The sequence below is a fragment of the Pseudomonas sp. S2_F03 genome (genome assembly GCF_054668335.1).
On sequence record NZ_CP162759.1, the window covers coordinates 2778922 to 2802702 of the forward strand.

Below are 23781 nucleotides of genomic sequence, written 5' to 3' on the forward strand. Positions count from 1 at the left end.
CTGAGCCTGTTAAAATGCCGGCCCATTTCACAAACGACTCCCTGAATTCTGTATGTCCCGACTCAATCCCCGGCAGCAAGAAGCCGTGAGCTACGTCGGCGGCCCTCTTTTGGTGCTCGCCGGTGCAGGCTCCGGCAAGACCAGCGTGATCACCCGCAAAATTGCGCACCTGATCCAGAACTGCGGCATCCGTGCCCAGTACATCGTCGCCATGACCTTTACCAACAAGGCCGCGCGCGAGATGAAGGAACGGGTCGGCACATTGCTCAAGGGTGGCGAAGGCCGTGGCCTGACCGTGTGCACCTTCCACAATCTGGGCCTGAACATCATCCGCAAGGAACACGTGCGCCTGGGTTACAAACCGGGCTTCTCGATCTTTGACGAAACTGACGTCAAAGCCTTGATGACCGACATCATGCAGAAGGAATACGCGGGCGACGACGGCGTCGACGAGATCAAGAACATGATCGGCTCGTGGAAAAACGACCTGATCCTGCCCGCCGAAGCCCTGGAAAACGCGCGCAACCCCAAGGAGCAGACCGCCGCCATCGTCTACACCCACTATCAGCGCACGCTCAAGGCGTTCAACGCGGTGGACTTCGACGACCTGATCCTGCTGCCGGTAAAGCTGTTCCAGGAACACGCCGACATCCTCGAAAAGTGGCAGAACAAAGTCCGCTACCTGCTGGTCGACGAATACCAGGACACCAACGCCAGCCAGTATTTGCTGGTGAAATTGCTGATCGGCACGCGCAACCAGTTCACCGTGGTCGGCGACGACGACCAGTCGATTTACGCTTGGCGCGGCGCCCGCCCGGAAAACCTGATGCTGCTCAAGGACGACTATCCGTCCCTGAAAGTGGTGATGCTGGAGCAAAACTACCGCTCCACCAGCCGCATCCTGCGTTGCGCCAACGTGCTGATTTCGAACAACCCGCACGAGTTCGAAAAACAGCTGTGGAGCGAGATGGGCCACGGCGACGAAATCCGCGTGATCCGCTGCCGCAACGAAGACGCCGAAGCCGAGCGCGTGGCGGTGGAACTGCTGACCCTGCATTTGCGCACAGACCGCCCGTACAGCGATTTCGCGATCCTGTATCGCGGCAACTACCAGGCCAAGCTGATCGAGCTGAAGCTGCAACACCACCAGATTCCGTATCGCCTCTCCGGCGGCAACAGCTTTTTCGGGCGTCAGGAAGTGAAAGACCTGATGGCCTACTTCCGCCTGATCGTGAACCCGGACGACGACAACGCCTTCCTGCGGGTGATCAACGTCCCACGTCGGGAGATCGGTTCGACCACCCTGGAAAAGCTCGGCAACTACGCTACTGAACGCAAAATCTCGATGTACGCCGCCACCGATGAGATCGGTCTGGGTGAGCATCTGGACACGCGCTTCACCGATCGCCTGTCGCGCTTCAAGCGCTTCATGGACAAGGTGCGCGAGCAGTGCGCCGGCGAAGACCCGATTTCGGCATTGCGCAGCATGGTCATGGACATCGACTACGAGAACTGGCTGCGCACCAACAGCTCCAGTGACAAGGCCGCCGATTACCGCATGGGCAACGTCTGGTTCCTGATCGAGGCGTTGAAAAACACCTTGGAGAAAGACGAAGAAGGCGAGATGACCGTCGAAGACGCCATCGGCAAACTCGTCCTGCGCGACATGCTCGAACGCCAGCAGGAAGAGGAAGACGGCGCCGAAGGTGTGCAAATGATGACCTTGCACGCGTCCAAAGGCCTGGAATTCCCTTACGTGTTCATCATGGGCATGGAAGAGGAAATCCTCCCGCACCGCTCCAGCATCGAAGCCGACACCATCGAAGAAGAGCGCCGCCTGGCCTACGTCGGGATTACCCGCGCGCGCCAGACCCTGGCCTTCACCTTCGCCGCCAAGCGCAAGCAGTACGGCGAAATCATCGACTGCGCGCCGAGCCGCTTCCTTGATGAGCTGCCGCCGGACGATCTGGCGTGGGAAGGCAACGACGACACACCGGTTGAAGTCAAAGCCGTTCGCGGAAATACCGCATTGGCGGATATACGCGCGATGTTAAAGCGCTAGAATTGAGCACTTTTTAATCAAAGCATTTTTAACCGAACACTTTTTGACAAGCTCGGCGCACATGGCGCCAGTAGAGGAACGCTTCATGGAAGCACTGCACCAGAAAATTCGCGAACAAGGCATCGTGCTTTCCGATCAGGTCCTGAAGGTAGACGCCTTTTTGAACCACCAGATCGACCCGGCCCTGATGAAGCTGATCGGCGACGAATTCGCCGCTCTGTTCAAGGACTCGGGCATCACCAAGATCGTCACCATCGAAGCCTCGGGCATCGCCCCGGCGATCATGACCGGCCTGAACCTCGGCGTGCCGGTGATCTTCGCCCGCAAGCAGCAGTCCCTGACCCTGACTGAAAACCTGCTGTCGGCGACCGTTTACTCGTTCACCAAGAAGACCGAAAGCACCGTGGCGATTTCCCCGCGCCACCTGACCAGCAGCGACCGCGTGCTGATCATCGATGACTTTTTGGCCAACGGTAAGGCATCGCAGGCACTGATCTCGATCATCAAACAGGCCGGCGCCACCGTGGCGGGCCTGGGTATCGTGATCGAGAAGTCGTTCCAGGGTGGTCGTGCCGAACTGGATGCACAGGGTTATCGCGTGGAATCGCTGGCCCGCGTGCAGTCGCTGGCCGGCGGCGTCGTGACCTTCATCGACTAAAGCTACACCACAAAACTAGTGTGGGAGCGGGCTTGCTCGCGAAGGCGGTGTGTCAGTCGACATCAACTTTGACTGTTACACCGCATTCGCGAGCAAGCCCGCTCCCACATTTGATCTCCACTAGCCGTTTAAATAGCGGTGGCTTTCAGGCCGGTGAGTAGCAGGCGCTGGAACAGGTCTTCCTTCAACCCATCAGGGTTGGTCAGTTGCATCCGCTCCAGATGCTCTGGAAACACCGAAGCCTCAGGCGCATCCAGTGCAGCTTTGCCCAGTTCCAGAATCTCCGTCAGTTTGAACTTGCTCTTCAGCCAGTTCAGCGCCCGCAACACGTCGCGCTCCACCTCAGTGAAATCGCAGCCCAGCGGATATTCCGGAAACAGGTTCGGATGCTGCGCCTGAATCGCCTGTAAACGCTCTGGGCTGTTGTCGGCGAAGCGTGGGTCGATACGGAAGTCCTTGGGCAGCTTGCCAACGCTCTGCGCCTGCTGGATCAGCCCCGACTGAAACCGCGAATCGCTGATATTGAGCAACGCCTCGATCACCGCCGCATCGTTTTTGCCGCGCAAGTCGGCGATGCCGTATTCGGTGACCACGATATCGCGCAGATGCCGTGGGATCGTGCAGTGGCCGTACTCCCAGACGATGTTCGAACTGACCTCACCGCCCGCCTCACGCCAACTGCGCAGCAACAGCACCGAACGTGCGCCTTCCAGTGCATGGCCCTGGGCAACGAAGTTGTATTGCCCACCCACACCGCTCAGCACTCGTCCGTCTTCGAGCTGATCGGCCACGCCGGCACCGAGCAGGGTCATGGTGAACACCGTGTTGATGAAGCGCGCATCCAGGCGCTGCAGGCGCTTGAGTTCTTCCTGACCGTAAAGCTCATTGATGTAGCTGATGCGGGTCATGTTGAATTCAACGCGCTTGCTCTGCGGCAATTCCCGCAAGCGCTCATAGAAACTGCGTGGTCCCAGGAAAAACCCGCCGTGAATCGAAATGCCGTCGGTTTGCGCGGCCTCGTCCAGAGTGCCGGCATTCGCCTGCTGCTGGGTGAGGACGTCGGGATAGACCTTGCGCCGCACAATCCCGGCATCCGCGAGCACCAGCAAGCCGTTGACGAACATTTCGCTGCAACCGTACAGGCCTTTGGCGAAAGGTTCGAGGCCGCCTTCGCGCTCGATCAACTGCGCCCACTGGCTCAGATTCACGTCTGCCAGCAAAGCCTTGTAACCGTCATTGTCGGCCTGACGCGCCAGCAACGCCGCCGTTAGAGCATCGCCCATGGCGCCGATACCGATCTGCAGCGTGCCACCGTCGCGCACCAGGGTGCTGGCGTGCAGGCCGATGAAGTGATCCTGAAAGCCCACCGGCATGTTCGGCGTGGAAAACAGCGTGGTGCTGTCTTTCTTGTCGATCAGCAGGTCAAAGGTGTCGATGCCCACCTCCGCGTCGCCTGGCATATAGGGCAAGTCGTTGTGTACCTGGCCCACCAGCAGAATCGTTTCCCCCGCCGCCCGGCGTCTGGCGATCATCGGGAACAGGTCGAGGGTGATGTCCGGGTTGCAACTCAGGCTCAGGCGATCGGGATGATCGCTGTGGCTCGCCACCAATTGCGCGACCAGGTTCAAACCGGCAGCGTTGATGTCCCGTGCGGCGTGGCTGTAGTTGCTGCTGACGTAGTCCTGCTGGGCTGACGCGCTGTGCAGCAGGCTGCCGGGCTGCATGAAGAACTGCTGGATGTGGATGTTCGGCGGCAGGTTGTCTTTGTGCAGACCCTGCAGAAAATCCAGCTCCGGATAGTCGCCGAATACCTGTTCGATGAAGGGTTCGAGGAAGCGCTTCTGCAAACCATCGCCCAATGCCGGACGGCCCAGGCACAGCGCGGTGTAGATCGTCAGCCGCCGCTGCGGCAGTTGCGCAATGCGCTGGTACAGCGCGTTGACGAAGTGGTTGGGTTTACCCAGGCCAAGGGGCAAGCCCATGTGAATGTGCGCCGGCAACCGTGCCAACACGTCATCCACGGCCTGTTCGATTGAACACAGCTGAACCATCTGATCCTCCCTTACATTCCGTGATTCGGGTTGGACCGAGCTTGCCGGGTCTTTGCTGCATTGAACAGTCTCAGGCACAAATCGCAGGCACAAAAAAACCGCTCGAAAGCGGCTTTTTCGCTGAAAACGCTGGCTTATTTCAGGCCGGACATCTTCTGGATGGCGCCTTTGAGCTCGGCGTCCGCGCAATCGGCGCAGGTGCCTTTTGGCGGCATTGCATTGAGACCGGAGATCGCCTTTGCGAGCAGGCCGTCAACACCGCCTTCCTTCTTGGCACGCTCGCCCCACGCTGCGGCGTCACCGATTTTCGGTGCGCCCAACAGGCCAGTGCCGTGGCAAGCGTTGCAATGTTTAGCAATCACTTCGTCCGGGGTTTTGGCACCGCCACCACCGCCAGCAGAGGCAGCAACTTCCATCCCCTTGCACTCTTTGCCCTGAACGCAAACCTGGCCGACTGGCTCAAGGCGTTTGGCAATATCGTCGTTCGTCGCAGCTTGAGCGCTGACAGCCCAAAGGGCCAATACGGTTGCTGGTACAGCCAGCATTTTCATAATTAGATTCACGCGTTCACCCTCAATGGTGGCTAGTCACGCCTACGGCCACGGTTCGCAGGCGGGCGCAAGTATAGCGGTAAGCCCGCCACACTGAAACAACCCCAAAGTCGAAGGGGTCTTATGCTGCAGCGGAAAAACTGCCTGGGTGCCTCGGCCTGACTGGCAGGGCGCCTTCTTTACTTAGAAATTCGCCGGTGTCGCTGCGCTGATTAGTCGCGCCGGCGCATCGAACGGATTTCGGAAACGATGCGGCTTGGTACTCTCAAAGTAGTAGCTATCGCCGGCTTCGAGCACAAAAGTTTCAAGCCCGACCACCAGTTCCAGCCGACCCTCCACCAAAATGCCGGTCTCCTCGCCCTCATGGGTGAGCATCTCGTCACCGGTATCGGCGCCTGGCGGGTAGATTTCATTCAGAAAGGCGATGGCCCGGCTCGGATGAGCACGGCCGACCAGTTTCATGGTCACTGCGCCATCGGAAATATCGATCAGTTCGTTGGCTTTGTAGACGATCTGCGTCGGTTTTTCCTGCAGGATTTCTTCAGAAAAGAACTCGACCATGGACATGGGAATCCCGCCCAGTACTTTGCGCAGCGAACTGATCGAGGGGCTGACGCTGTTCTTCTCGATCATCGAAATCGTGCTGTTGGTGACACCCGCGCGCTTGGCGAGCTCACGCTGCGAAAGGCCTTTGAGCTTACGGATGGATTGCAGTCGTTCACCGACGTCCAATGCTTGCGCCTCCAGGGATTCAGGTTGTAGGAATATTGAGCGTTATCATGGCGACAGCGTTCAGTATTTACAACACTTGGACCTGAATCCTGTGGGGCGAGGCGACTTCCGGTGTGGACCGCTGGGTGTCAGCCCTCGGAATAGAGCAGTGGCACCCGGCGCAGGTTGCAGAAGATCTGATAAGGAATCGTGTCCGCGGCCGCCGCCACGTCGCTGGCGAGGATATTTTTGCCCCACAACTCGACGGTCGAACCGAGGCCGGCTTGCGGTACATCGGTCAGGTCGATGCAGAGCATGTCCATCGATACGCGGCCGATCAACTGGCTGCGCTGCCCGGCCACCAGCACCGGCGTACCGGTCGGAGCATGACGCGGATAACCATCGGCATAACCCATGGCGACCACGCCGACGCGCATCGGCTTGGGTGTAATGAATTTGGCGCCGTAACCGATCGGCTCGCCGGCGGGCAGTTCACGCACGCAAATCACTTTGGATTCCAGGGTCATCACCGGTTGCAGGCGCGCCGCCACGGTGTTGGCTTCTTCGAACGGCGTCGCGCCGTACATCATGATGCCGGGGCGAACCCAGTCACTCGGGATCTGCGGCCAGCCCAGCACCGCCGGCGAATTGCGCAGGCTGACTTCCGCCGACAAGCCTTTACGCGCGGCTTCAAACACCGCGACCTGCTCGGCACTGGCCTGTTCGTGCAGCTCATCGGCCCGGGCGAAGTGACTCATCAGCACGACTTTCGCGACCTTGCCGCTGGCCAGCAGCCGTTGATAGGCGTCCTGATAATCCTTTGGATGCAGGCCGACGCGGTGCATGCCCGAATCGAGCTTGAGCCAGACCGTGATCGGCTTGCTCAGTGTGGCTTTTTCGATGGCTTCGAGTTGCCATAGCGAATGCACCACGCACCAGAAATCATGCTCGACGATCAGCGCCAACTCATCGGCTTCGAAGAATCCTTCCAGCAGCAACACCGGCGCCCGAATACCCGCCGCGCGCAGCTCCAACGCTTCTTCGATGCAGGCCACGGCAAAACCGTCAGCTTCGGCTTCCAGCGCTTGGGCGCAACGCACCGCACCATGACCGTAGGCATCGGCCTTGATCACCGCGAGGGCTTTGGCCCCGGTGATTTCACGGGCGATACGGAAGTTGTGACGCAGGGCTTGAAGGTCGATCAGGGCACGGGCTGGGCGCATGGCGGCAGACTTCTAGGCGGTCGTAGAATAAAAAAACCGGCGCTGGCTGGCGGCGTGAACCGCCAACAGCACCGGCAGAGGGATCTTGTAAAAGGTTACGGCAACGCGGCGACGATGGAGATCTCAACCAGGATGCTCGGCTTGGCCATCTTCGCTTCGACGGTGGCCCGGGCCGGTGCGGCGCCTTTGGGCAGCCACTGGTCCCACACCGAGTTCATCCCGGCAAAGTGCGCCTCGATGTCGTTCAGGTAGATCGTCGCCGACAGCAGATGCTGCTTGTCAGTCCCGGCCAGATCCAGCAAACGCTCGATATTGCCGAGGACGTCGCGGGTCTGCTGTTCAATCCCGGCGTTGAAGTCATCGCCGACCTGCCCCGCCAGATACACGGTGCCGTTGTGGCTGACGATCTGACTCATGCGCTCATTGGTGAGCTGGCGCTGGATTGCCATGTTTTGCGGACTCCTGGGGTTTGCTGCCATAACGGGAAATATCGAGGCCTTCGGCGCTGATCTGCGGCGTTTTCTTGGCCATCAGGTCGGCCAGCAAGCGGCCGGAGCCACAGGCCATGGTCCAGCCGAGTGTGCCGTGACCGGTGTTCAGGAACAGGTTCTTGAACGGTGTCGCGCCAACGATCGGCGTGCCATCCGGGGTAGTCGGACGCAGGCCGGTCCAGAAACTCGCCTGGGCCAGATCGCCGCCCTGAGGATAAAGGTCGTTGACGATCATCTCCAGGGTTTCGCGGCGGCGCGGGTTCAGCGACAGGTCAAAACCGGCGATCTCCGCCATGCCGCCGACGCGGATGCGGTTGTCGAAACGGGTGATCGCGACCTTGTAGGTCTCGTCGAGAATGGTCGAGGTCGGGGCCATCGCCGGGTTGGTGATCGGCACGGTCAGCGAGTAACCCTTGAGCGGGTACACCGGCGCCTTGATCCCCAGCGGCTTGAGCAATTGCGGCGAGTAGCTGCCGAGTGCCAATACGTAGCGGTCAGCGGTTTCCAGCTTGCCGTCGATCCACACGCCGTTGATGCGATCACCGGCGTAGTCGAGTTTCTGGATGTCCTGGCCGAAGCGGAATTCCACACCCAGTTTCACAGCCATTTCGGCCAGGCGGGTGGTGAAAATCTGGCAGTCGCCCGTCTGGTCGTTCGGCAGGCGCAGGGCACCGGCGAGGATGTCGGTGACGCTGGCCAGCGCTGGCTCAACGCGGGCAATGCCGGCGCGGTCGAGCAGTTCGAACGGTACGCCGGACTCTTTCAGCACGGCGATGTCTTTCGCGGCGCCGTCCAGTTGAGCCTGGGTGCGGAACAATTGGGTGGTGCCGAGGCTGCGGCCTTCGTAGGCAATACCGGTTTCGGCGCGCAATTCGTCGAGGCAGTCACGGCTGTACTCGGACAGGCGGACCATGCGCTCCTTGTTCACCGCGTAACGGCTGGCGGTGCAGTTGCGCAGCATCTGCGCCATCCACAGGTATTGGTCGATGTCGGCAGTTGCCTTGATCGCCAGCGGCGCGTGGCGCTGCAACAACCATTTGATGGCTTTGAGCGGCACGCCCGGCGCGGCCCACGGCGAGGCATAGCCCGGCGAGACCTGGCCTGCGTTGGCGAAACTGGTCTCCATGGCAGCGGCCGGCTGACGGTCCACCACCACCACTTCAAACCCGGCACGAGCCAGATAGTAAGCACTGGCGGTACCGATGACGCCGCTACCCAAGACCATAACGCGCATTTTCATATCCCTCATCGCGGCTGACCGCTGACGTGTGTTGTATTCAAACAGTGATGAGCGCAGTGTAAAAAAGATTTGCCAGTGTTTTTCACTATATAAGCAGCTATATTTGGCGACAATTCTCGGCAAAAACCCTTTTCACGGAGGCGCATCCCCTATGCGTACCAACACCCAGACCAAACGGGAGCTGGACAAGATCGATCGCAACATCTTGCGGATCCTGCAAGCGGACGGACGTATCTCCTTCACGGAGCTGGGGGAAAAGGTCGGGCTCTCGACCACGCCCTGTACGGAGCGGGTCCGGCGTCTGGAGCGCGAAGGGATCATCATGGGCTACAACGCCCGGCTCAATCCGCAACACCTGAAGGGTAGTCTCCTGGTGTTCGTCGAGATCAGTCTCGACTACAAATCCGGCGATACTTTCGAAGAGTTCCGACGTGCAGTGCTGAAATTGCCCCATGTACTGGAATGCCACCTGGTGTCAGGGGATTTCGACTATCTGGTGAAGGCGCGGATTTCCGAGATGGCCTCGTACCGCAAACTGCTGGGCGATATCCTGCTCAAGCTGCCGCATGTTCGCGAATCCAAGAGCTACATCGTGATGGAAGAGGTGAAAGAGAGCTTGAGCCTGCCGATTCCGGATTGAGCCTCCACTGATCGTTCCCATGCTCCGCGTGGGAATGCAGCCCGGGATGCTCTGCGTCCCATCCAAAGCCGAACGCAGAGCGTCCGAAGAGGCATTCCCACGCAGAGCGTGGGAACGATCAATCTAGACCAACACCTGCCGGGTAGACGCCATGTACTCATGGATCTGCTTCTCCACCCGTGGATGAATCAGTTCCACCGGCGCCCGCCCATTCGGGCATGGCAGCGTCTTGGTGGTGCCGAACAACCGGCAGATCAGCGGTCGCTCGTCATAGACCGTGCAGCCGCTGGGCCCCAAGTGAACGCAATTGAGTTCATCCATCGCCGCATCCTGCTCGGCGCGGGTCTTGCGCGGCAGGCGGGACATTTCTTCCGGCGAGGTCGTCACCGGCCCACAGCAGTCATGGCAGCCGGGCACACACTCGAACGACGGAATCTGCTGGCGCAGCGTGCGTATTTTCTGACTGTTGCAGCTCATTGAAGCGGTGACCAAAAGCGAAATAGAGCGCGATTCTGAAGCAAAGGCGCCGATCCATACAGCAGCAGCCGACCAATGTTGCCCGCATCCGAAGGTCCGGCTTATGCTCCGTCAAATTTTCCAAACGCCAGAATCGGGAATACGCCCATGAATGCCGGTGCTCAGCAATCTGCCCCAGGCCACCAGCACACCGCCTCTTATTACGCCGCCAGCAGCCTGCCGCAGCCTGACTATCCGGCGCTCAGCGGTGACCTGGTAGCGGATGTGTGCGTGGTCGGCGGCGGGTTTTCCGGGCTGAACACGGCGCTTGAACTGGCGGAGCGTGGCTTGAGTGTCATCCTGCTTGAAGCCCACAAGATTGGCTGGGGTGCCAGCGGACGCAATGGCGGGCAGTTGATTCGCGGTGTCGGCCATGGCCTGGACCAGTTCGCCAACGTGATCGGTGCGGACGGCGTGCGTCAGATGAAACTCATGGGCCTTGAGGCGGTGGAAATCGTCCGCCAGCGTGTCGAACGCTTTCAGATCCCTTGCGACCTGACCTGGGGTTACTGCGACCTGGCCAACAAGCCACGCGACCTCGAAGGCTTCGCCGAAGACGCCGAAGAGCTGCGCGGCCTCGGTTACCGTTATGAAACCCGCCTGCTGCAAGCCAATGAAATGCACACGGTGGTGGGCTCCGACCGTTACGTTGGAGGCCTGATCGACATGGGCTCAGGACATTTGCACCCACTGAACCTGGCACTGGGCGAAGCGGCCGCCGCCCAGCAATTGGGGGCGCTGTTGTTTGAACAATCGGCGGTCTCTCGCATCGATTACGGCCCCGAAATCAAAGTCCACACGGCCCAGGGCTCGGTCCGCGCCAAGACTCTGGTGCTGGGCTGCAACGCCTACCTCAACCAACTCAACCCTGAACTCAGCGGCAAGGTCCTGCCGGCCGGCAGCTACATCATTGCCACCGAACCCTTGAGCAAAGAACAGGCGCACGCCCTGCTGCCGCAGAACATGGCGGTCTGCGATCAGCGGGTGGCGCTCGATTACTATCGCCTCTCGGCAGACCGACGCTTGCTGTTTGGGGGCGCCTGTCACTATTCAGGCCGTGATCCGAAAGACATCGCGGCGTACATGCGACCGAAGATGCTGGACGTCTTCCCGCAACTGGGCGCGGTGAAAATCGACTATCAATGGGGCGGGATGATCGGCATCGGCGCCAACCGGCTGCCGCAGATCGGCCGACTTAAAGACCAGCCCAACGTGTATTACGCCCAGGCCTATTCCGGTCATGGGGTAAATGCCACGCATCTGGCCGGCCAGTTGCTGGCCGAGGCGATCTGTGGCCAGCACAGCGGCGGGTTCGATCTGTTTGCCAAGGTGCCGCACATCACCTTCCCTGGCGGCAAACATTTGCGTTCACCGTTGTTGGCGTTGGGGATGCTTTGGCATCGGCTTAAAGAGTTGGCCTGAGGGATCTTCGGTGCCAGCACAGACGCCATCGCGGGCAAGCCCGGCTCCTAGTTAATCTGCGCACGACACAAAACTAATGAAATGGCTACCCCCGCTGCCCCCTGTGATCGCCCACTAAGCTTTCACAGGGGGCTCATCGGAGATCATTGCCATGAACAACGTAGCTATTGCCGCCATCGACCTCGGAAAACACTCCTTTCATCTGCATGCCCAAGATGATCGCGGCCACGAGGTTCACCGCAAAAAGTTTACGCGGGCAGCGCTCACCCAATATCTGGCGAAACTGGAGCCCTGCACCGTCGTGATGGAAGCCTGTGGCGGTGCCCACTTCATGGCACAGGAGGTCGCCAAGCTGGGGCATACGCCCAAGCTCATTGCGCCTCATCTCGTGCGCCCTTACGTGAAAAGCAACAAGAACGACTTCGCTGATGCCGAAGCGATCTGCGAGGCGGCGTCTCGCCCCACGATGCGCTTCGTGCCCCCCAAAACCCAGGCTCAGCAGGCGCTGGCGATGCTCAACTCCACCCGCGATGCCTTCATCAAAGACCGTACCGCCACTGTCAATCGCATTCACGCCGCCCTGCTGGAGGTGGGTATCAGCCTGGCTCCCGGCTTCAAATCCATCAAAGAACTTCCAGCGTTGCTTGAGATGAGTTCATTTTCCGGCTCCATCAAAAAAATTCTGATGGGGCTGCATGAGCACTTCAACTATCTGGATGGGAAGGTCAAAGCGCTGGACAAGGAGGTGGAATGCCGGGCCGCTGAAGATGATCTGGCGGCTCGTTTGATGACCATGCCATGCGTCGGCCCGATCACCTCCAGCGCCCTGGCTGCCGAGTTGGGCGATGGCAAACAGTTCAAATGCGGCCGAGGTTATGCGGCGTCGATCGGGCTGGTACCCAAACAGCACGGCACGGGCGACAAGATCGTGTTGCTGGGCATCAGCAAGCGCGGCGATCGAAATCAGAGGCGCCTGCTCATCCAGTGCGCCCGGGTTTACTTGATACAGCTGGAACGACAGAAAGGTGCCCTGGCGGACTGGGTCCGCCAACTATTAGCCACTCGCCACCACTCCAATCTCGTGGTCTGCGCGCTGGCCAACAAGCTGGCAAGAATCGCCTGGGCGATAGCCGCACACCACACTGAATTCGATGCGGGGCCAGCCGCGATGAACGCCTGACCCCGCTGTCACCCGAGCACCACCCACCTGGTTTTGCGATGCTGGATAACTGATGACGTGAACGGCCAACCGGCCTGACGACAACCCTGAGCTCCTACACGGCTGTAAGGCCGTTCAACTAATTAGGGTCGTTGGGAATCGATTCTCATCGAGGCGCGGGGTGACAGCCCCACTCAGACGCCGGATAGATGAAAGCAAGCCAAACACGACATCAAAAACAGTATTGCAGAAAGGGGGTAACCATAGATGTAGGAGCCGGGCTTGCCCGCGATGAGGCCCGAAAGAACACCACAGATCAGATCCGCCAGAAAGGCTTGAGCCCCTCCTCCCGCGCCTGCTCCGGAGACAGCCCCACATCCCTGAGCTGCTCCGGCGTCAGCGCCAGCAACGCCTTGCGCGTGTGCAGACGATGCCAGAACAGACCCCAGCGACCCAGGCCGGACGGTGCGTTGCGCAACAGCGCTTCACGCGTACCGTGTTCCTGCCCTCTCGCCAGTTCCTGACTGTGTAACGTCAGCCGCACATCGCTCAAGCCGTTCATTTTGATTGCTCCTGTTTACTTGGGTAGCCAGAGCTTTCATGATGCGTGGACGACGAAAAGCATTACAGATTCAACACACAAGTATTAATTCCATACAGATTTTACGTTTCAGCGTCTGAATCCCAGTTTTTTGCCCGATCTGTATTGGTTAACCGAATCACTCACACCGAGACTGCACCATGACCCTTTACGTCAACCTCGCCGAATTGCTCGGCACGCGTATCGAACAGGGTTTCTATCGCCCCGGTGACCGGCTGCCCTCGGTGCGGGCGTTGAGTGTCGAACATGGCGTCAGCCTGAGCACCGTGCAGCAGGCCTATCGCGTCCTGGAAGACAGTGGCCTGGCGACGCCGAAACCAAGTCGGGCTACTTCGTGCCGGTGGGTCGTGAACTGCCGGAGCTGCCGGCCATCGGGCGCCCGGCCCAGCGACCGGTGGATATTTCGCAATGGGACCAGGTGCTGGAGCTGATCCGCGCGGTGCCACGCAAAGACGTGGTGCAACTGGGTCGCGGCATGCCGGACATCACCACCCCGACCATGAAACCGCTACTGCGCAACCTCGCGCGTATCAGCCGCCGACAAGACATGCCCGGTCTGTATTACGACAACATCCACGGCACCCTCGAACTGCGTGAACAGATTGCACGCCTGATGCTCGACTCCGGTTGCCAGTTGAGCGCCAGCGAACTGGTGATCACGACCGGCTGCCATGAAGCGCTGTCCACCAGCATTCGGGCCATCTGCGAGCCGGGGGACATTGTGGCGGTGGACTCGCCGAGCTTTCACGGCGCCATGCAAACCCTGAAGGGGTTGGGCATGAAAGCCCTGGAGATTCCCACCGACCCACTCACCGGCATCAGCCTCGATGCGCTGGAACTGGCCCTGGAACAGTGGCCGATCAAAGTCATACAGTTGACCCCCAACTGCAACAACCCGCTGGGCTACATCATGCCCGAGTCGCGCAAACGCGCGTTGTTGACGCTGGCACAGCGTTTTGACGTGGCGATCATCGAGGACGATGTGTATGGCGAACTGGCCTACACCTACCCGCGCCCACGCACGATCAAGTCCTTCGACGAGGACGGTCGCGTCCTGCTGTGCAGTTCGTTTTCCAAGACCCTGGCGCCTGGATTGCGCATCGGCTGGGTCGCGCCCGGCCGTTACCTGGAACGGGTGCTGCACATGAAATACATCAGCACTGGCTCTACCGCACCACAACCGCAGATTGCGATTGCCGAGTTTCTCAAGGCGGGGCACTTCGAACCGCATTTGCGGCGGATGCGCACGCAATACCAGCGTAATCGCGACGTAATGATCGACTGGGTCACGCGCTACTTCCCGGCCGGTACCCGCGCCAGTCGCCCGCAGGGCAGCTTCATGCTGTGGGTCGAGCTGCCGGAAAGCTTCGACACCCTGAAACTGAATCGTGCGTTGCACGATCAAGGCGTACAGATTGCCGTGGGCAGCATCTTTTCTGCCTCGGGCAAGTACCGCAACTGCCTGCGCATGAACTACGCTGCCAAGCCAACACCGCAGATCGAAGAAGCGGTGCGCAAGGTCGGTGCCTTGGCGATCAAACTGTTAGCCGAAACTGACAGCATCACTGACTGACTTTTCTCGGGAAACCAGCGTCCATATGCCGATACCTGCCGCCAATCGGAACGATCCTACGTGAGAGTCAGACAAAACCTGCTCGCTGTTCTGCTCTTCGCCTCGTTCCTCAGCGGCTGCGCCAGCGTTGACGTTCAGCGCCATCCGAGCCAGGCGCTGCCCGCCAGCGACTCGGCGTTCGGTCGCTCGGTCCAGGCGCAGGCCGCGCCTTATCAGGGTCGCTCGGGCTTCCGCCTGCTGTCCGACAGCACCGAGGCCTTCACCGCCCGCGCCGAACTGATCCGCAACGCACAAAGCAGCCTCGATTTGCAGTACTACATCGTGCATGACGGCATCAGCACGCGAATGCTGGTAGAAGAACTGCTCAAGGCTGCCGACCGTGGCGTACGGGTGCGCATTCTGCTCGACGACACCACCAGCGACGGCCAGGATCAAATCATCGCGACCCTCGCGGCGCACCCGAAAATCCAGATCCGCGTGTTCAACCCGTTGCATTTGGGGCGCAGCTCCGGCGTGACGCGAACCGTGGGCCGCCTGTTCAACCTGTCGCTGCAACATCGGCGCATGCACAACAAACTGTGGCTGGCGGACAACAGCATGGCGATCGTGGGTGGGCGCAATCTGGGCGACGAGTACTTCGATGCCGAGCCCAACATGAATTTCACCGACATCGACATGCTCAGCGTCGGCCCGGTGGCCGAACAGCTGGGACACAGTTTCGATCAGTACTGGAACAGCGCGCTGAGCAAGCCGATCGAGCAATTCCTGTCCAGCAAACCGACGGCCAAGGACCTGCAAAACACCCGGACCCGCCTGGAGGAGTCGCTGGATGAATCGCGCAAACAGAACCATGCGCTGTATCAGCAATTGATGACCTTCAAGACGCACCCGCGCCTGGACATCTGGCGCCGAGAGCTGATCTGGGCCTGGAATCAGGCGTTATGGGACGCACCGAGCAAGGTGCTGGCCGACGGCGACCCAGATCCGCAACTGTTGCTGACGACGCAACTGGCACCTGAAATGAAGAGCGTCAGCAAAGAGCTGATCATGCTCTCGGCTTACTTCGTGCCCGGCCAGCCAGGCCTGGTGTACCTGACCGGTCGCGCCGATGCCGGTGTGTCCGTGAGCTTGCTGACCAACTCACTGGAAGCCACGGACGTGCCGGCCGTGCATGGCGGGTATGCGCCCTATCGCAAGGCATTACTGGAACACGGCGTGAAGTTGTTCGAGCTGCGCCGCCAGCCGGGTGCGGGCGGAGGCAGCGGCAGTGGGCCACACTTTTTCGGACGCCCGACTTACTCGGGCTCCGACTCCAGCCTGCACAGCAAGGCCATCGTCTTCGACCAACAGAAATCCTTCGTCGGCTCGTTCAATTTCGATCCGCGCTCGGTGCTGTGGAACACCGAAGTCGGCGTGTTGGTGGACAGTCCCGAGCTGGCCGCGCATGTGCGCGATTTGGCAATGCAGGGCATGGCGCCACCGTTGAGCTATGAGGCGAAACTGGAGGATGACCGGGTGGTCTGGGTCACCGAAGATGACGGCCAGTTGCACACCCTGACCAAAGAACCGGGGAGCTGGTGGCGGCGGTTCAACGCATGGATGAGCACCACCGTCGGCCTGGAGCGGATGCTCTAACAGGCGATAAAAATCTCTGTAGGAGTCAGGCAGGTTCGGCAACCGTGCCAAACGCACCCTGGCGCATCAGCAGAATCACCAAGCCGAATGCCCCGGCCGCCATCAACAACGGCAACGCATGCCCACTGATCCACTGGCTGCCGGCACCCGCCGCCAATGGCCCGACCAGGCAACCGATCCCCCACAGCTGCGCGATATGGGCATTGGCGCGCACCAGCGCATCGTCGCGATAACGCTCGCCGATCAGGATCAGTGACAAGGTGAACAAGCCGCCCGCACTGGCGCCGAACAACACCCACAACGGCCAGATCAGCAGCGTGTCGATCAACAACGGAATCGCCAGGCTCGACAACAGCAAGACCACGGCGCAGCCCGTGAACAGCGTGCGTCGGGACAATCGATCCGCCAGCGCGCCAATCGGCAGCTGCAACAACGCATCACCGACCACCACGGTACTGACCATCGCCAGGGCAATCTCCGTGGTGAAACCTCGACGCAGGCAGTACACCGGCAACAACGTCAGGATCATCGCCTCGAACGCGGCGAACAACGACACCGCCCAGGCAATCGCCGGCAGGCCACGACAGAAAACCCACAAATCGCCGAACGTCACGCCACTCGCTTCGCTGCTGGGCGCGCCGCCGCGACCCAACAACAGGAACGGTGCCGCTGTCAGCAAGCCAACACCGACCCAGAATCCGTAATCGTGTTCAGTGCCCAGAACACCCAGCAGCACAGGCCCGGCAAGCTGGCTCAGGGCATAGCTGCAGCCATACAGCGCAACCAGCCGCCCGCGCCACTCTTCCACCACGAGTTGGTTGATCCAGCTTTCACCGAGAATAAAGACCAGCGTCAGAATGACTCCGATCATCAGCCGCAACACCAGCCAGATCGGATAGCTCGGCAACAGCGCCAGCAAACCGATGGACAACGCCCCGGCCCACAGGCACAGACGCATCAGATTGGCCGTGCCCAGACGCGCGGCCAGGTGGCTGGAGACTTTCGCCCCCAGCAACACGCCAATGGCCGGCATCGCCGCCATCACGCCGATGGCGAATGAGTCGTAGCCCCAGCTTTCCAGGCGAAACGACACCAGCGGCATGCTGACGCCCAAGGCCAGACCGACACTCAAGACAGACGCCAACACGGCGAAATAAGTCGCCCAACGCATGTTCCACGCTCCTGTGGATATTTTTATGTACACCACAAAACACTGTGGGAGCGAGCTTGCTCGCGATAGCGGTTTCACATTCAACAATGACGTCGACTGTCAGACCGCTATCGCGAGCAAGCTCGCTCCCACAGGGGATCTTCGTTGTGCCGGGCCCCGGTCTCGGGGCCCGCTACTGATTACAACTTGATCCAGGTCGCCTTCAGCTCGGTGTACTTGTCGAACGCGTGCAGCGACTTGTCGCGGCCGTTACCCGACTGCTTGAAGCCACCGAACGGAGCGGTCATGTCGCCGCCGTCGTACTGGTTAACCCAAACACTACCGGCGCGCAGTGCGCGGGCCGTGAGGTGAGCCTTGGAGATGTCCTTGGTCCACACCGCAGCGGCGAGGCCGTATGGCGTGTCGTTGGCGATCGCAATGGCTTCTTCGGCAGTGTCGAAAGCAATGACCGACAACACCGGGCCAAAGATTTCTTCCTGGGCGATTTTCATCGCGTTGCTCACACCGTCGAAAATGGTCGGCTCAACGTAAGTGCCGCCCGTCTCCTGAAGCGTGCGCTTGCCACCGGCCACCAGTTTGGCGCCGTCGGCATGACCCGACTCAATGTAGGACAGCACAGTGTTCATCTGCTGGGTATCAACCAGCGCGCCGACGTTGGTCGCCGGGTCCAGCGGGTTGCCTGGCTTCCAGGTTTTCAGGGCCTCGATCACCAGTGGCAGGAATTTATCCTTGATCGAACGCTCCACCAGCAGGCGCGAACCGGCGGTGCAGACTTCGCCCTGGTTGAAGGCGATTGCGCCGGCAGCGGCTTCGGCCGCTTCCTGCAGGTTCGGTGCATCGGCGAACACGATGTTCGGGCTCTTGCCGCCGGCTTCGAGCCAGACGCGCTTCATATTCGACTCGCCCGAGTAGATCAGCAGTTGCTTGGCGATTTTGGTCGAACCGGTGAACACCAGTGTGTCGACATCGTTATGCAGGGCCAGGGCCTTGCCGACGGTGTGACCGTAACCTGGCAGCACGTTCAGTACGCCTTTCGGGATACCGGCTTCAACGGCCAGCGCAGCGATACGAATGGCGGTCAGCGGCGATTTTTCCGACGGCTTGAGGATGACCGAGTTACCGGTCGACAGCGCCGGGCCGAGTTTCCAGCACGCCATCATCAGCGGGAAGTTCCACGGCACGATGGCGCCAACAACGCCAACCGGCTCGCGCGTCACCAGGCCGAGCTGATCGTGCGGGGTGGCGGCGACTTCGTCGTAGATCTTGTCGATGGCTTCGCCGCTCCAGCTCAGGGCTTGCGCCGCGCCGGGAACGTCGATGTACAGGGAATCGCTGATTGGCTTGCCCATGTCCAGGGTTTCAAGCAGCGCCAGCTCTTCAGCATTCTGCTTCAACAGGCCGGCGAAACGGATCATGGTGGTTTTGCGTTTGGTCGGCGCCAGGCGCGACCAGACACCGGAATTGAAAGTGGCGCGGGCGTTTTCAACCGCGCGCTGGGCGTCGGCGGCGTCACAGCTGGCAATCTTGCCCAGCAGACGGCCATCGACCGGGCTGATGCACTCGAAGGTCTCGCTGGAGACGGCGTCGGTGTATTCACCATTGATGTAAGCGCGGCCTTCGATCTTCAGATCGCGAGCCCGTTGTTCCCAATCGGCACGAGTCAGGGTGGTCATTCGAGTGTCCTCCTCTTATTGAATACGAACGCTGCGCGGTCTTCGCGGGCGCTGTCAGGAATTCTGCCCGGCCAGCCTGCTTTTCGGCCCAAGGCAACCCCCACCCTAAACCAGCGGCAGGTGAAGTTTCAATATATTTGACATAAGGCCGTCAAACGGCCTTGCGATGTTCATTTTAATAAACATAGACTTTGGGCTTTTCAGGCAATCACGGGAAATTACAACAATGAATATCCAGGATGTCGTCGACTTCAGCCAGGCCACGACCGCGCCCGAGCGCTATCGGCCGGACCCGGTTAAAGTCCTCAAGGGCGACCCGGAACAAGTGGTATACAACCATTACAACAGCCCTTGCGGACAGTTGAATGCTGGCGTTTGGGAAGGTGCCGTCGGCCAGTGGACCGTGAACTTCACCGAACACGAATACTGCGAAATCGTGCAGGGTGTCTCGGTGCTGCGTGACAGCGACGGTAACAGCAAAACCCTGCGCGCAGGTGACCGCTTCGTGATCCCTGCCGGATTCAAAGGCACCTGGGAAGTGCTGGAGCCTTGCCGCAAGATCTACGTGGCGTTTGAACAGAAGGCTTGAGTTGAAACAGACGGTCACTATACAGATAGGACACGGTCAGTCCTCCTGAGCGATGCTTCTGGACAGCGCCGAGCCATTCAACGTCAAAGCCAGTGGCGACACAGGGTGTGTCGCCGGCTCTTGGCTCTCGAGCGTCTCAACGCTTAACAAGCAAGGATGCGTCATGCCTGATCAATGCAACATCAACTCCGCACAATTCGCTATCGGCCAAGTGGCCACCTCTGAAACGCTGGACGCTATTCGCTTGGCTGCTGGTGTGCAAAAGCATCGACTGGAAAGGTCTGAGGATATGTTCAACCTCTTGCCTAAACCAGATCGCGTGAGGGTCCTGGTCAATGACCGCGACGAGATCCTGGAACTCATCTGCGGCTGACCGCCATTCCAAAGACAACAAAAAAGGCCCGTATCTCGCGATACGGGCCTTTTTCGTAAGAGAGAAAAATCAATTACTTGATTTTGCCTTCTTTGTAGATCACGTGCTTGCGAACAACCGGATCAAATTTCTTGATCTCGATTTTGTCCGGGGTAGTACGCTTGTTCTTGTCGGTAGTGTAGAAGTGACCAGTACCGGCGCTCGAAATCAAACGAATCAATTCACGCATGATTAGCTCCCTTAGATCTTGCCGGCTTTGCGGATTTCGGCCAGCACGACAGTGATGCCACGCTTGTCGATAATACGCATGCCTTTGGCAGATACGCGCAGACGCACGAAACGTTTCTCTTCTTCAACCCAGAAGCGGTGATGCTGCAGGTTCGGCAGGAAACGACGACGGGTTTTGTTGTTTGCGTGGGAAATGTTATTCCCAGTCACCGGACCCTTACCGGTAACTTGACATACTCTCGACATGCCTCAGCCCCTCTAAAACCACATGCCCAACCCGGCATGGGTTGGCCGCTTAATCTCTCAGTCATTTGGCGCCAGGCGCCGCGTTTCTTTAGAGGTCTTACCGGCTACACCTACAGTGAAGGAACCGGGCCCCTAGAAAAGAGCGCTGCTTTATACCAGAAAGACTGAAGAGCAACAACATTCCGTGTGCACAGACTAAATAAAAACCCGGTTTTTCGGGCCACGAGCGCCTTGGATAAAGGCTATCGTCGCCAAAGACCGCTCGTCGCAGAGAATCGGCCAACCGGCCAATCCAGGGTTCTTCTCAGCCGGTGCGCACTGAAAACAATCGCACATACTCCCCTTAAAATGAAAAAGGGGATAGTCATTTGCAAAAGAGCCCACTAGGGTAAGCCTTTTCCAGACTGCACTTGCAGATGGGCCTTCGATCTGTAAAGGAATCCGACCATGCGCCTCGCTGCCCTACCGTTGTTGCTCGCCCCTCTCCTGCTGAGCCCACTGGCCCATGCCGCGGCGCTTAGCGTCTGCACCGAGGCCAGCCCGGAAGGGTTCGACGTGGTGCAATACAACTCGCTGACCACCACCAACGCCTCGGCCGACGTGCTGATGAACCGCCTGGTGGACTTCGACACCGCCAGCGGCAAAGTGGTCCACAGCTTGGCGGACAGCTGGGATGTCACACCCGACGGCCTGACGTATGTGTTCAAACTGCGTCCGGACGTGAAATTCCACACTACTGAATACTTCAGCCCGACGCGCGAACTGACCGCTGAAGACGTAATCTTCAGCTTCGAGCGCATGCTCGACCCGGCCAATCCGTGGCACCAAGTCGCCCAGAGTGGCTTCCCCCACGCGCAATCGATGCAGTTGCCGGCACTGATCAAGAAAATCGACGCGCTGGACCCACTGACCGTACGATTCACCCTCGACCACCCGGATTCGACGTTCCTCGCCACATTGAGCATGGGGTTCGCCTCGATCTATTCCGCCGAGTATGCCGACAAGCTGATGAAGGCCGGCGCTGCCGAGAAGCTCAACAGCCAGCCCATCGGCACCGGCCCATTCGTTTTCACGCGCTTCCAGAAAGACGCCTCGATTCGCTACAAGGCCAACCCGGATTACTTCCGCGGCAAGCCTTCGGTGGACCCTCTGGTCTTCGCAATCACCCCGGACGCCAACGTGCGCCTGCAGAAATTGCGGCGCAACGAATGCCAGATCGCCCTGTCACCCAAACCTCTGGACGTACAGGCCGCGCTGAAAGAGCCGACGCTTAAAGTCGAAAAGACTGACGCCTTCATGACCGCGTTCGTTGGCATCAACAGCCAGCATCCACCGCTGGACAAGCCGGAAGTGCGCCAGGCAATCAACCTCGCCTTCGATAAGGCCAACTACATCAAAGCCGTGTTCGAGGACACCGCCGAGCCCGCCAACGGCCCCTACCCGCCGAACACCTGGAGCTACGCCAAAGCCCTGCCGGGTTACCCGCACGACGTTGCAAAGGCCAAGGCGTTGATGGCCAAGGCCGGGCTCAAGGACGGCTTCCAGACCACCATCTGGACCCGTCCTTCCGGCAGCTTGCTGAACCCCAATCCCAGCCTCGGCGCGCAATTGCTGCAATCCGACCTGGCGGAAATCGGCATTCAGGCCGAAATCCGCGTGATCGAATGGGGCGAACTGATCCGCCGCGCCAAGGCCGGCGAGCACGACCTGCTGTTCATGGGCTGGGCTGGCGACAACGGCGACCCGGATAACTTCCTCACGCCGCAGTTTTCCTGCGCGGCGGTCAAGTCGGGTACCAACTTCGCGCGCTACTGCAATCAGGATCTGGACAAGCTGATCAGCGCCGGCAAGACCACCGGCGAGCAAGGCGTGCGCACCAAGCTCTACGAACAGGCGCAGGCGCAGATTCAGCAACAGGCGCTGTGGTTGCCGCTGGCACACCCGACGGCTTTCGCGCTGACACGCAAGGATGTCGAGGGTTACTCCGTTAGTCCGTTTGGCCGCCAGGATTACTCGAAGGTCAACCTCAAGTAGCCCACCCCGACACAAAACCTGTGGGAGCGAGCTTGCTCGCGATGGCGTCCTTTCAGTGACTGAATGGGTTGACTGACACGACGCTATCGCGAGCAAGCTCGCTCCCACAGGGGTTTTGTGTTCGTCGACCCCGCTACATCCAGCCGTACTCAGCCATCGACAACGGCTCGCCGTCACCGATGATGAAATGGTCGAGCACCCGCACGTCAATCAAATCCAATGCCTCTTGCAGGCGCTTGGTCAGCAGCCGATCTGCCTGACTCGGATCAGGATTGCCCGACGGATGGTTGTGGCACAGGATCAACGCTGCGGCGTTGTGGGCCAACGCGCGCTTAACCACTTGCCTCGGGTAGACGCTGGTGCTGTCGATGGAGCCGCGAAACAGCACCTCAAAGGTCAGCACTTGATGCTTGGAATCCAGAAACAGACAGCCAAATACCTCATGAGGCTCGTGGCGCAGCATCGATTTCAGGTAATCCCGAACGGCCTGCGGGTTCTCCAACGCTGACTTTTGACGTGCGCGCTCGGCCAAATGCCTCCGGCCCATCTCCTGCGCTGCTTGCAACTGAGCGAATTTCGCTGGCCCGAGCCCCAATTGCCTGCTGAAGGCGACCTGATCGGCCTCAAGCAATGAGCGCAGGCTGCCAAACTGATTCAGCAGGTGTCGCGCCAGATCCACCGCGCTTTTACCTGAAACGCCAGTGCGTAAAAAAATCGCCAGCAACTCTGCGTCCGAAAGACTTGCCGAGCCCAACTCCAACAACCTCTCCCGCGGCCGCTCCGCCGCCGGCCAATCACGAATACTCATAGCACCTTCCCTGTCTGTGGGCGCCGCTGTTCCATTGCGGTCGCTGTGATATCGTAGCCCATCTTTTTGCGGGCGATTTCACTCCTGGGGAGGGGGTATCGCCCTGCTGTCATCAACGAAATGAAA

The 23781-nt window shown here is 59.8% G+C and carries 22 protein-coding genes and 1 pseudogene; 10 read left to right on the plus strand and 13 right to left on the minus strand.

Features of this window, described 5'->3' with window-relative positions:
* Nucleotides 1–52 precede the first annotated feature (52 nt).
* The gene (rep, locus tag AB4N76_RS13130; RefSeq protein WP_046030650.1) at nt 53–2062 is read left to right on the plus strand and encodes a DNA helicase Rep; all 2010 of its coding nucleotides are present in this window, start codon (nt 53–55) and stop codon (nt 2060–2062) included.
* A gap of 85 nt (nt 2063–2147) precedes the next feature.
* Entirely contained in the window at nt 2148–2720 is a 573-nt protein-coding gene (locus tag AB4N76_RS13135; protein WP_046030651.1) for a xanthine phosphoribosyltransferase, read from the plus strand.
* A 128-nt stretch (nt 2721–2848) separates the two neighbouring features.
* On the opposite strand, the gene AB4N76_RS13140 is transcribed toward AB4N76_RS13135, so the two are convergent.
* The 6 genes from AB4N76_RS13140 to dadA all read right to left on the minus strand — a co-directional run bounded on the left by AB4N76_RS13140 (nt 2849) and on the right by dadA (nt 8981).
* Complete coding sequence (locus AB4N76_RS13140; RefSeq protein ID WP_460164531.1) at nt 2849–4771, minus strand: acetyl-CoA hydrolase/transferase C-terminal domain-containing protein; 1923 nt, start codon at nt 4769–4771, stop codon at nt 2849–2851.
* A 134-nt stretch (nt 4772–4905) separates the two neighbouring features.
* Nucleotides 4906–5322 (minus strand): c-type cytochrome, encoded by a 417-nt coding sequence (locus AB4N76_RS13145; protein ID WP_033053381.1) that lies wholly within the window; start codon nt 5320–5322, stop codon nt 4906–4908.
* Nucleotides 5323–5505: 183 nt separating this feature from the next.
* The gene (locus AB4N76_RS13150; protein WP_007947433.1) at nt 5506–6054 is read right to left on the minus strand and encodes a cupin domain-containing protein; all 549 of its coding nucleotides are present in this window, start codon (nt 6052–6054) and stop codon (nt 5506–5508) included.
* A 128-nt stretch (nt 6055–6182) separates the two neighbouring features.
* Complete coding sequence (alr, locus tag AB4N76_RS13155; protein ID WP_077431037.1) at nt 6183–7256, minus strand: alanine racemase; 1074 nt, start codon at nt 7254–7256, stop codon at nt 6183–6185.
* 95 nt (nt 7257–7351) lie between these two features.
* On the minus strand, nt 7352–7705 hold the full coding sequence (locus tag AB4N76_RS13160; protein WP_027926366.1) for a RidA family protein: 354 nt from the start codon (nt 7703–7705) through the stop codon (nt 7352–7354).
* On the minus strand, nt 7677–8981 hold the full coding sequence (gene dadA, locus AB4N76_RS13165; protein ID WP_046031107.1) for a D-amino acid dehydrogenase: 1305 nt from the start codon (nt 8979–8981) through the stop codon (nt 7677–7679). Before dadA ends, AB4N76_RS13160 begins: the two co-directional genes overlap by 29 nt.
* A gap of 157 nt (nt 8982–9138) precedes the next feature.
* Here dadA and AB4N76_RS13170 point away from each other — a divergent pair, with 157 nt between their 5' ends.
* Nucleotides 9139–9627 carry an Lrp/AsnC ligand binding domain-containing protein gene (locus AB4N76_RS13170; RefSeq protein ID WP_003177284.1) on the plus strand — a complete coding sequence of 163 codons (489 nt, stop codon included), beginning with the start codon at nt 9139–9141 and terminating at the stop codon, nt 9625–9627.
* A gap of 123 nt (nt 9628–9750) precedes the next feature.
* Here the strand turns inward: AB4N76_RS13170 and AB4N76_RS13175 are convergent, their stop codons facing one another.
* On the minus strand, nt 9751–10104 hold the full coding sequence (locus AB4N76_RS13175) for a YkgJ family cysteine cluster protein (RefSeq protein WP_046030654.1): 354 nt from the start codon (nt 10102–10104) through the stop codon (nt 9751–9753).
* A 147-nt stretch (nt 10105–10251) separates the two neighbouring features.
* On the opposite strand from AB4N76_RS13175, the gene AB4N76_RS13180 reads away from it, so the two are divergent.
* Together AB4N76_RS13180 and AB4N76_RS13185 are read left to right on the plus strand one after the other, a co-directional pair.
* Nucleotides 10252–11565, plus strand: coding sequence for an NAD(P)/FAD-dependent oxidoreductase (locus AB4N76_RS13180; RefSeq protein ID WP_077431036.1), 1314 nt, complete (start codon nt 10252–10254; stop codon nt 11563–11565).
* Between the two features lie 151 nt (nt 11566–11716).
* Nucleotides 11717–12745 (plus strand): IS110 family RNA-guided transposase, encoded by a 1029-nt coding sequence (locus AB4N76_RS13185; protein ID WP_460164493.1) that lies wholly within the window; start codon nt 11717–11719, stop codon nt 12743–12745.
* A gap of 295 nt (nt 12746–13040) precedes the next feature.
* Here the strand turns inward: AB4N76_RS13185 and AB4N76_RS13190 are convergent, their stop codons facing one another.
* Nucleotides 13041–13286: a DUF1127 domain-containing protein gene (locus AB4N76_RS13190; protein ID WP_046030656.1), complete on the minus strand. Its 246-nt coding sequence runs from the start codon at nt 13284–13286 to the stop codon at nt 13041–13043.
* Between the two features lie 179 nt (nt 13287–13465).
* Between AB4N76_RS13190 and AB4N76_RS13195 the strand changes: the two are divergent.
* A pseudogene (locus tag AB4N76_RS13195) lies at nt 13466–14898 on the plus strand (aminotransferase-like domain-containing protein).
* A gap of 60 nt (nt 14899–14958) precedes the next feature.
* The gene (locus AB4N76_RS13200; RefSeq protein WP_046030659.1) at nt 14959–16533 is read left to right on the plus strand and encodes a phospholipase D family protein; all 1575 of its coding nucleotides are present in this window, start codon (nt 14959–14961) and stop codon (nt 16531–16533) included.
* Nucleotides 16534–16558: 25 nt separating this feature from the next.
* On the opposite strand, the gene AB4N76_RS13205 is transcribed toward AB4N76_RS13200, so the two are convergent.
* Together AB4N76_RS13205 and AB4N76_RS13210 are read right to left on the minus strand one after the other, a co-directional pair.
* Nucleotides 16559–17704 carry an MFS transporter gene (locus tag AB4N76_RS13205; protein ID WP_460164532.1) on the minus strand — a complete coding sequence of 382 codons (1146 nt, stop codon included), beginning with the start codon at nt 17702–17704 and terminating at the stop codon, nt 16559–16561.
* Between the two features lie 179 nt (nt 17705–17883).
* Nucleotides 17884–19377, minus strand: coding sequence for an aldehyde dehydrogenase (locus AB4N76_RS13210; protein ID WP_460164533.1), 1494 nt, complete (start codon nt 19375–19377; stop codon nt 17884–17886).
* A gap of 226 nt (nt 19378–19603) precedes the next feature.
* Between AB4N76_RS13210 and AB4N76_RS13215 the strand changes: the two genes are divergently transcribed.
* Nucleotides 19604–19966: a cupin domain-containing protein gene (locus tag AB4N76_RS13215; protein WP_046030664.1), complete on the plus strand. Its 363-nt coding sequence runs from the start codon at nt 19604–19606 to the stop codon at nt 19964–19966.
* Nucleotides 19967–20129: 163 nt separating this feature from the next.
* Nucleotides 20130–20339: a hypothetical protein gene (locus AB4N76_RS13220; RefSeq protein ID WP_046030666.1), complete on the plus strand. Its 210-nt coding sequence runs from the start codon at nt 20130–20132 to the stop codon at nt 20337–20339.
* Between the two features lie 73 nt (nt 20340–20412).
* Here the strand turns inward: AB4N76_RS13220 and rpmG are convergent, their stop codons facing one another.
* Both rpmG and rpmB read right to left on the minus strand, forming a co-directional pair.
* Nucleotides 20413–20568 carry a 50S ribosomal protein L33 gene (rpmG, locus tag AB4N76_RS13225; protein WP_007894709.1) on the minus strand — a complete coding sequence of 52 codons (156 nt, stop codon included), beginning with the start codon at nt 20566–20568 and terminating at the stop codon, nt 20413–20415.
* Between the two features lie 11 nt (nt 20569–20579).
* Nucleotides 20580–20813 carry a 50S ribosomal protein L28 gene (gene rpmB / locus AB4N76_RS13230; RefSeq protein ID WP_007894701.1) on the minus strand — a complete coding sequence of 78 codons (234 nt, stop codon included), beginning with the start codon at nt 20811–20813 and terminating at the stop codon, nt 20580–20582.
* A 447-nt stretch (nt 20814–21260) separates the two neighbouring features.
* Between rpmB and AB4N76_RS13235 the strand changes: the two genes are divergently transcribed.
* Nucleotides 21261–22847: an ABC transporter substrate-binding protein gene (locus AB4N76_RS13235; protein ID WP_460164534.1), complete on the plus strand. Its 1587-nt coding sequence runs from the start codon at nt 21261–21263 to the stop codon at nt 22845–22847.
* 133 nt (nt 22848–22980) lie between these two features.
* Here the strand turns inward: AB4N76_RS13235 and radC are convergent, their stop codons facing one another.
* Complete coding sequence (gene radC / locus AB4N76_RS13240) at nt 22981–23655, minus strand: RadC family protein (protein WP_046030672.1); 675 nt, start codon at nt 23653–23655, stop codon at nt 22981–22983.
* Between the last annotated feature and the right edge of the window lie 126 nt (nt 23656–23781).

Bases quoted from the DNA above. Each gene is read 5' to 3' on its own strand.
- rep (WP_046030650.1), top strand. From the start codon at position 53: ATGTCCCGACTCAATCCCCGGCAGCAAGAAGCCGTGAGCTACGTCGGC.
- AB4N76_RS13135 (WP_046030651.1), top strand. From the start codon at position 2,148: ATGGAAGCACTGCACCAGAAAATTCGCGAACAAGGCATCGTGCTTTCC.
- AB4N76_RS13140 (WP_460164531.1), bottom strand. From the start codon at position 4,771: ATGGTTCAGCTGTGTTCAATCGAACAGGCCGTGGATGACGTGTTGGCA.
- AB4N76_RS13145 (WP_033053381.1), bottom strand. From the start codon at position 5,322: ATGAAAATGCTGGCTGTACCAGCAACCGTATTGGCCCTTTGGGCTGTC.
- alr (WP_077431037.1), bottom strand. From the start codon at position 7,256: ATGCGCCCAGCCCGTGCCCTGATCGACCTTCAAGCCCTGCGTCACAAC.
- AB4N76_RS13160 (WP_027926366.1), bottom strand. From the start codon at position 7,705: ATGGCAATCCAGCGCCAGCTCACCAATGAGCGCATGAGTCAGATCGTC.
- dadA (WP_046031107.1), bottom strand. From the start codon at position 8,981: ATGCGCGTTATGGTCTTGGGTAGCGGCGTCATCGGTACCGCCAGTGCT.
- AB4N76_RS13170 (WP_003177284.1), top strand. From the start codon at position 9,139: ATGCGTACCAACACCCAGACCAAACGGGAGCTGGACAAGATCGATCGC.
- AB4N76_RS13175 (WP_046030654.1), bottom strand. From the start codon at position 10,104: ATGAGCTGCAACAGTCAGAAAATACGCACGCTGCGCCAGCAGATTCCG.
- AB4N76_RS13180 (WP_077431036.1), top strand. From the start codon at position 10,252: ATGAATGCCGGTGCTCAGCAATCTGCCCCAGGCCACCAGCACACCGCC.
- AB4N76_RS13185 (WP_460164493.1), top strand. From the start codon at position 11,717: ATGAACAACGTAGCTATTGCCGCCATCGACCTCGGAAAACACTCCTTT.
- AB4N76_RS13190 (WP_046030656.1), bottom strand. From the start codon at position 13,286: ATGAACGGCTTGAGCGATGTGCGGCTGACGTTACACAGTCAGGAACTG.
- AB4N76_RS13205 (WP_460164532.1), bottom strand. From the start codon at position 17,704: ATGCGTTGGGCGACTTATTTCGCCGTGTTGGCGTCTGTCTTGAGTGTC.
- AB4N76_RS13210 (WP_460164533.1), bottom strand. From the start codon at position 19,377: ATGACCACCCTGACTCGTGCCGATTGGGAACAACGGGCTCGCGATCTG.
- AB4N76_RS13215 (WP_046030664.1), top strand. From the start codon at position 19,604: ATGAATATCCAGGATGTCGTCGACTTCAGCCAGGCCACGACCGCGCCC.
- AB4N76_RS13220 (WP_046030666.1), top strand. From the start codon at position 20,130: ATGCCTGATCAATGCAACATCAACTCCGCACAATTCGCTATCGGCCAA.
- rpmG (WP_007894709.1), bottom strand. From the start codon at position 20,568: ATGCGTGAATTGATTCGTTTGATTTCGAGCGCCGGTACTGGTCACTTC.
- rpmB (WP_007894701.1), bottom strand. From the start codon at position 20,813: ATGTCGAGAGTATGTCAAGTTACCGGTAAGGGTCCGGTGACTGGGAAT.
- AB4N76_RS13235 (WP_460164534.1), top strand. From the start codon at position 21,261: ATGCGCCTCGCTGCCCTACCGTTGTTGCTCGCCCCTCTCCTGCTGAGC.
- radC (WP_046030672.1), bottom strand. From the start codon at position 23,655: ATGAGTATTCGTGATTGGCCGGCGGCGGAGCGGCCGCGGGAGAGGTTG.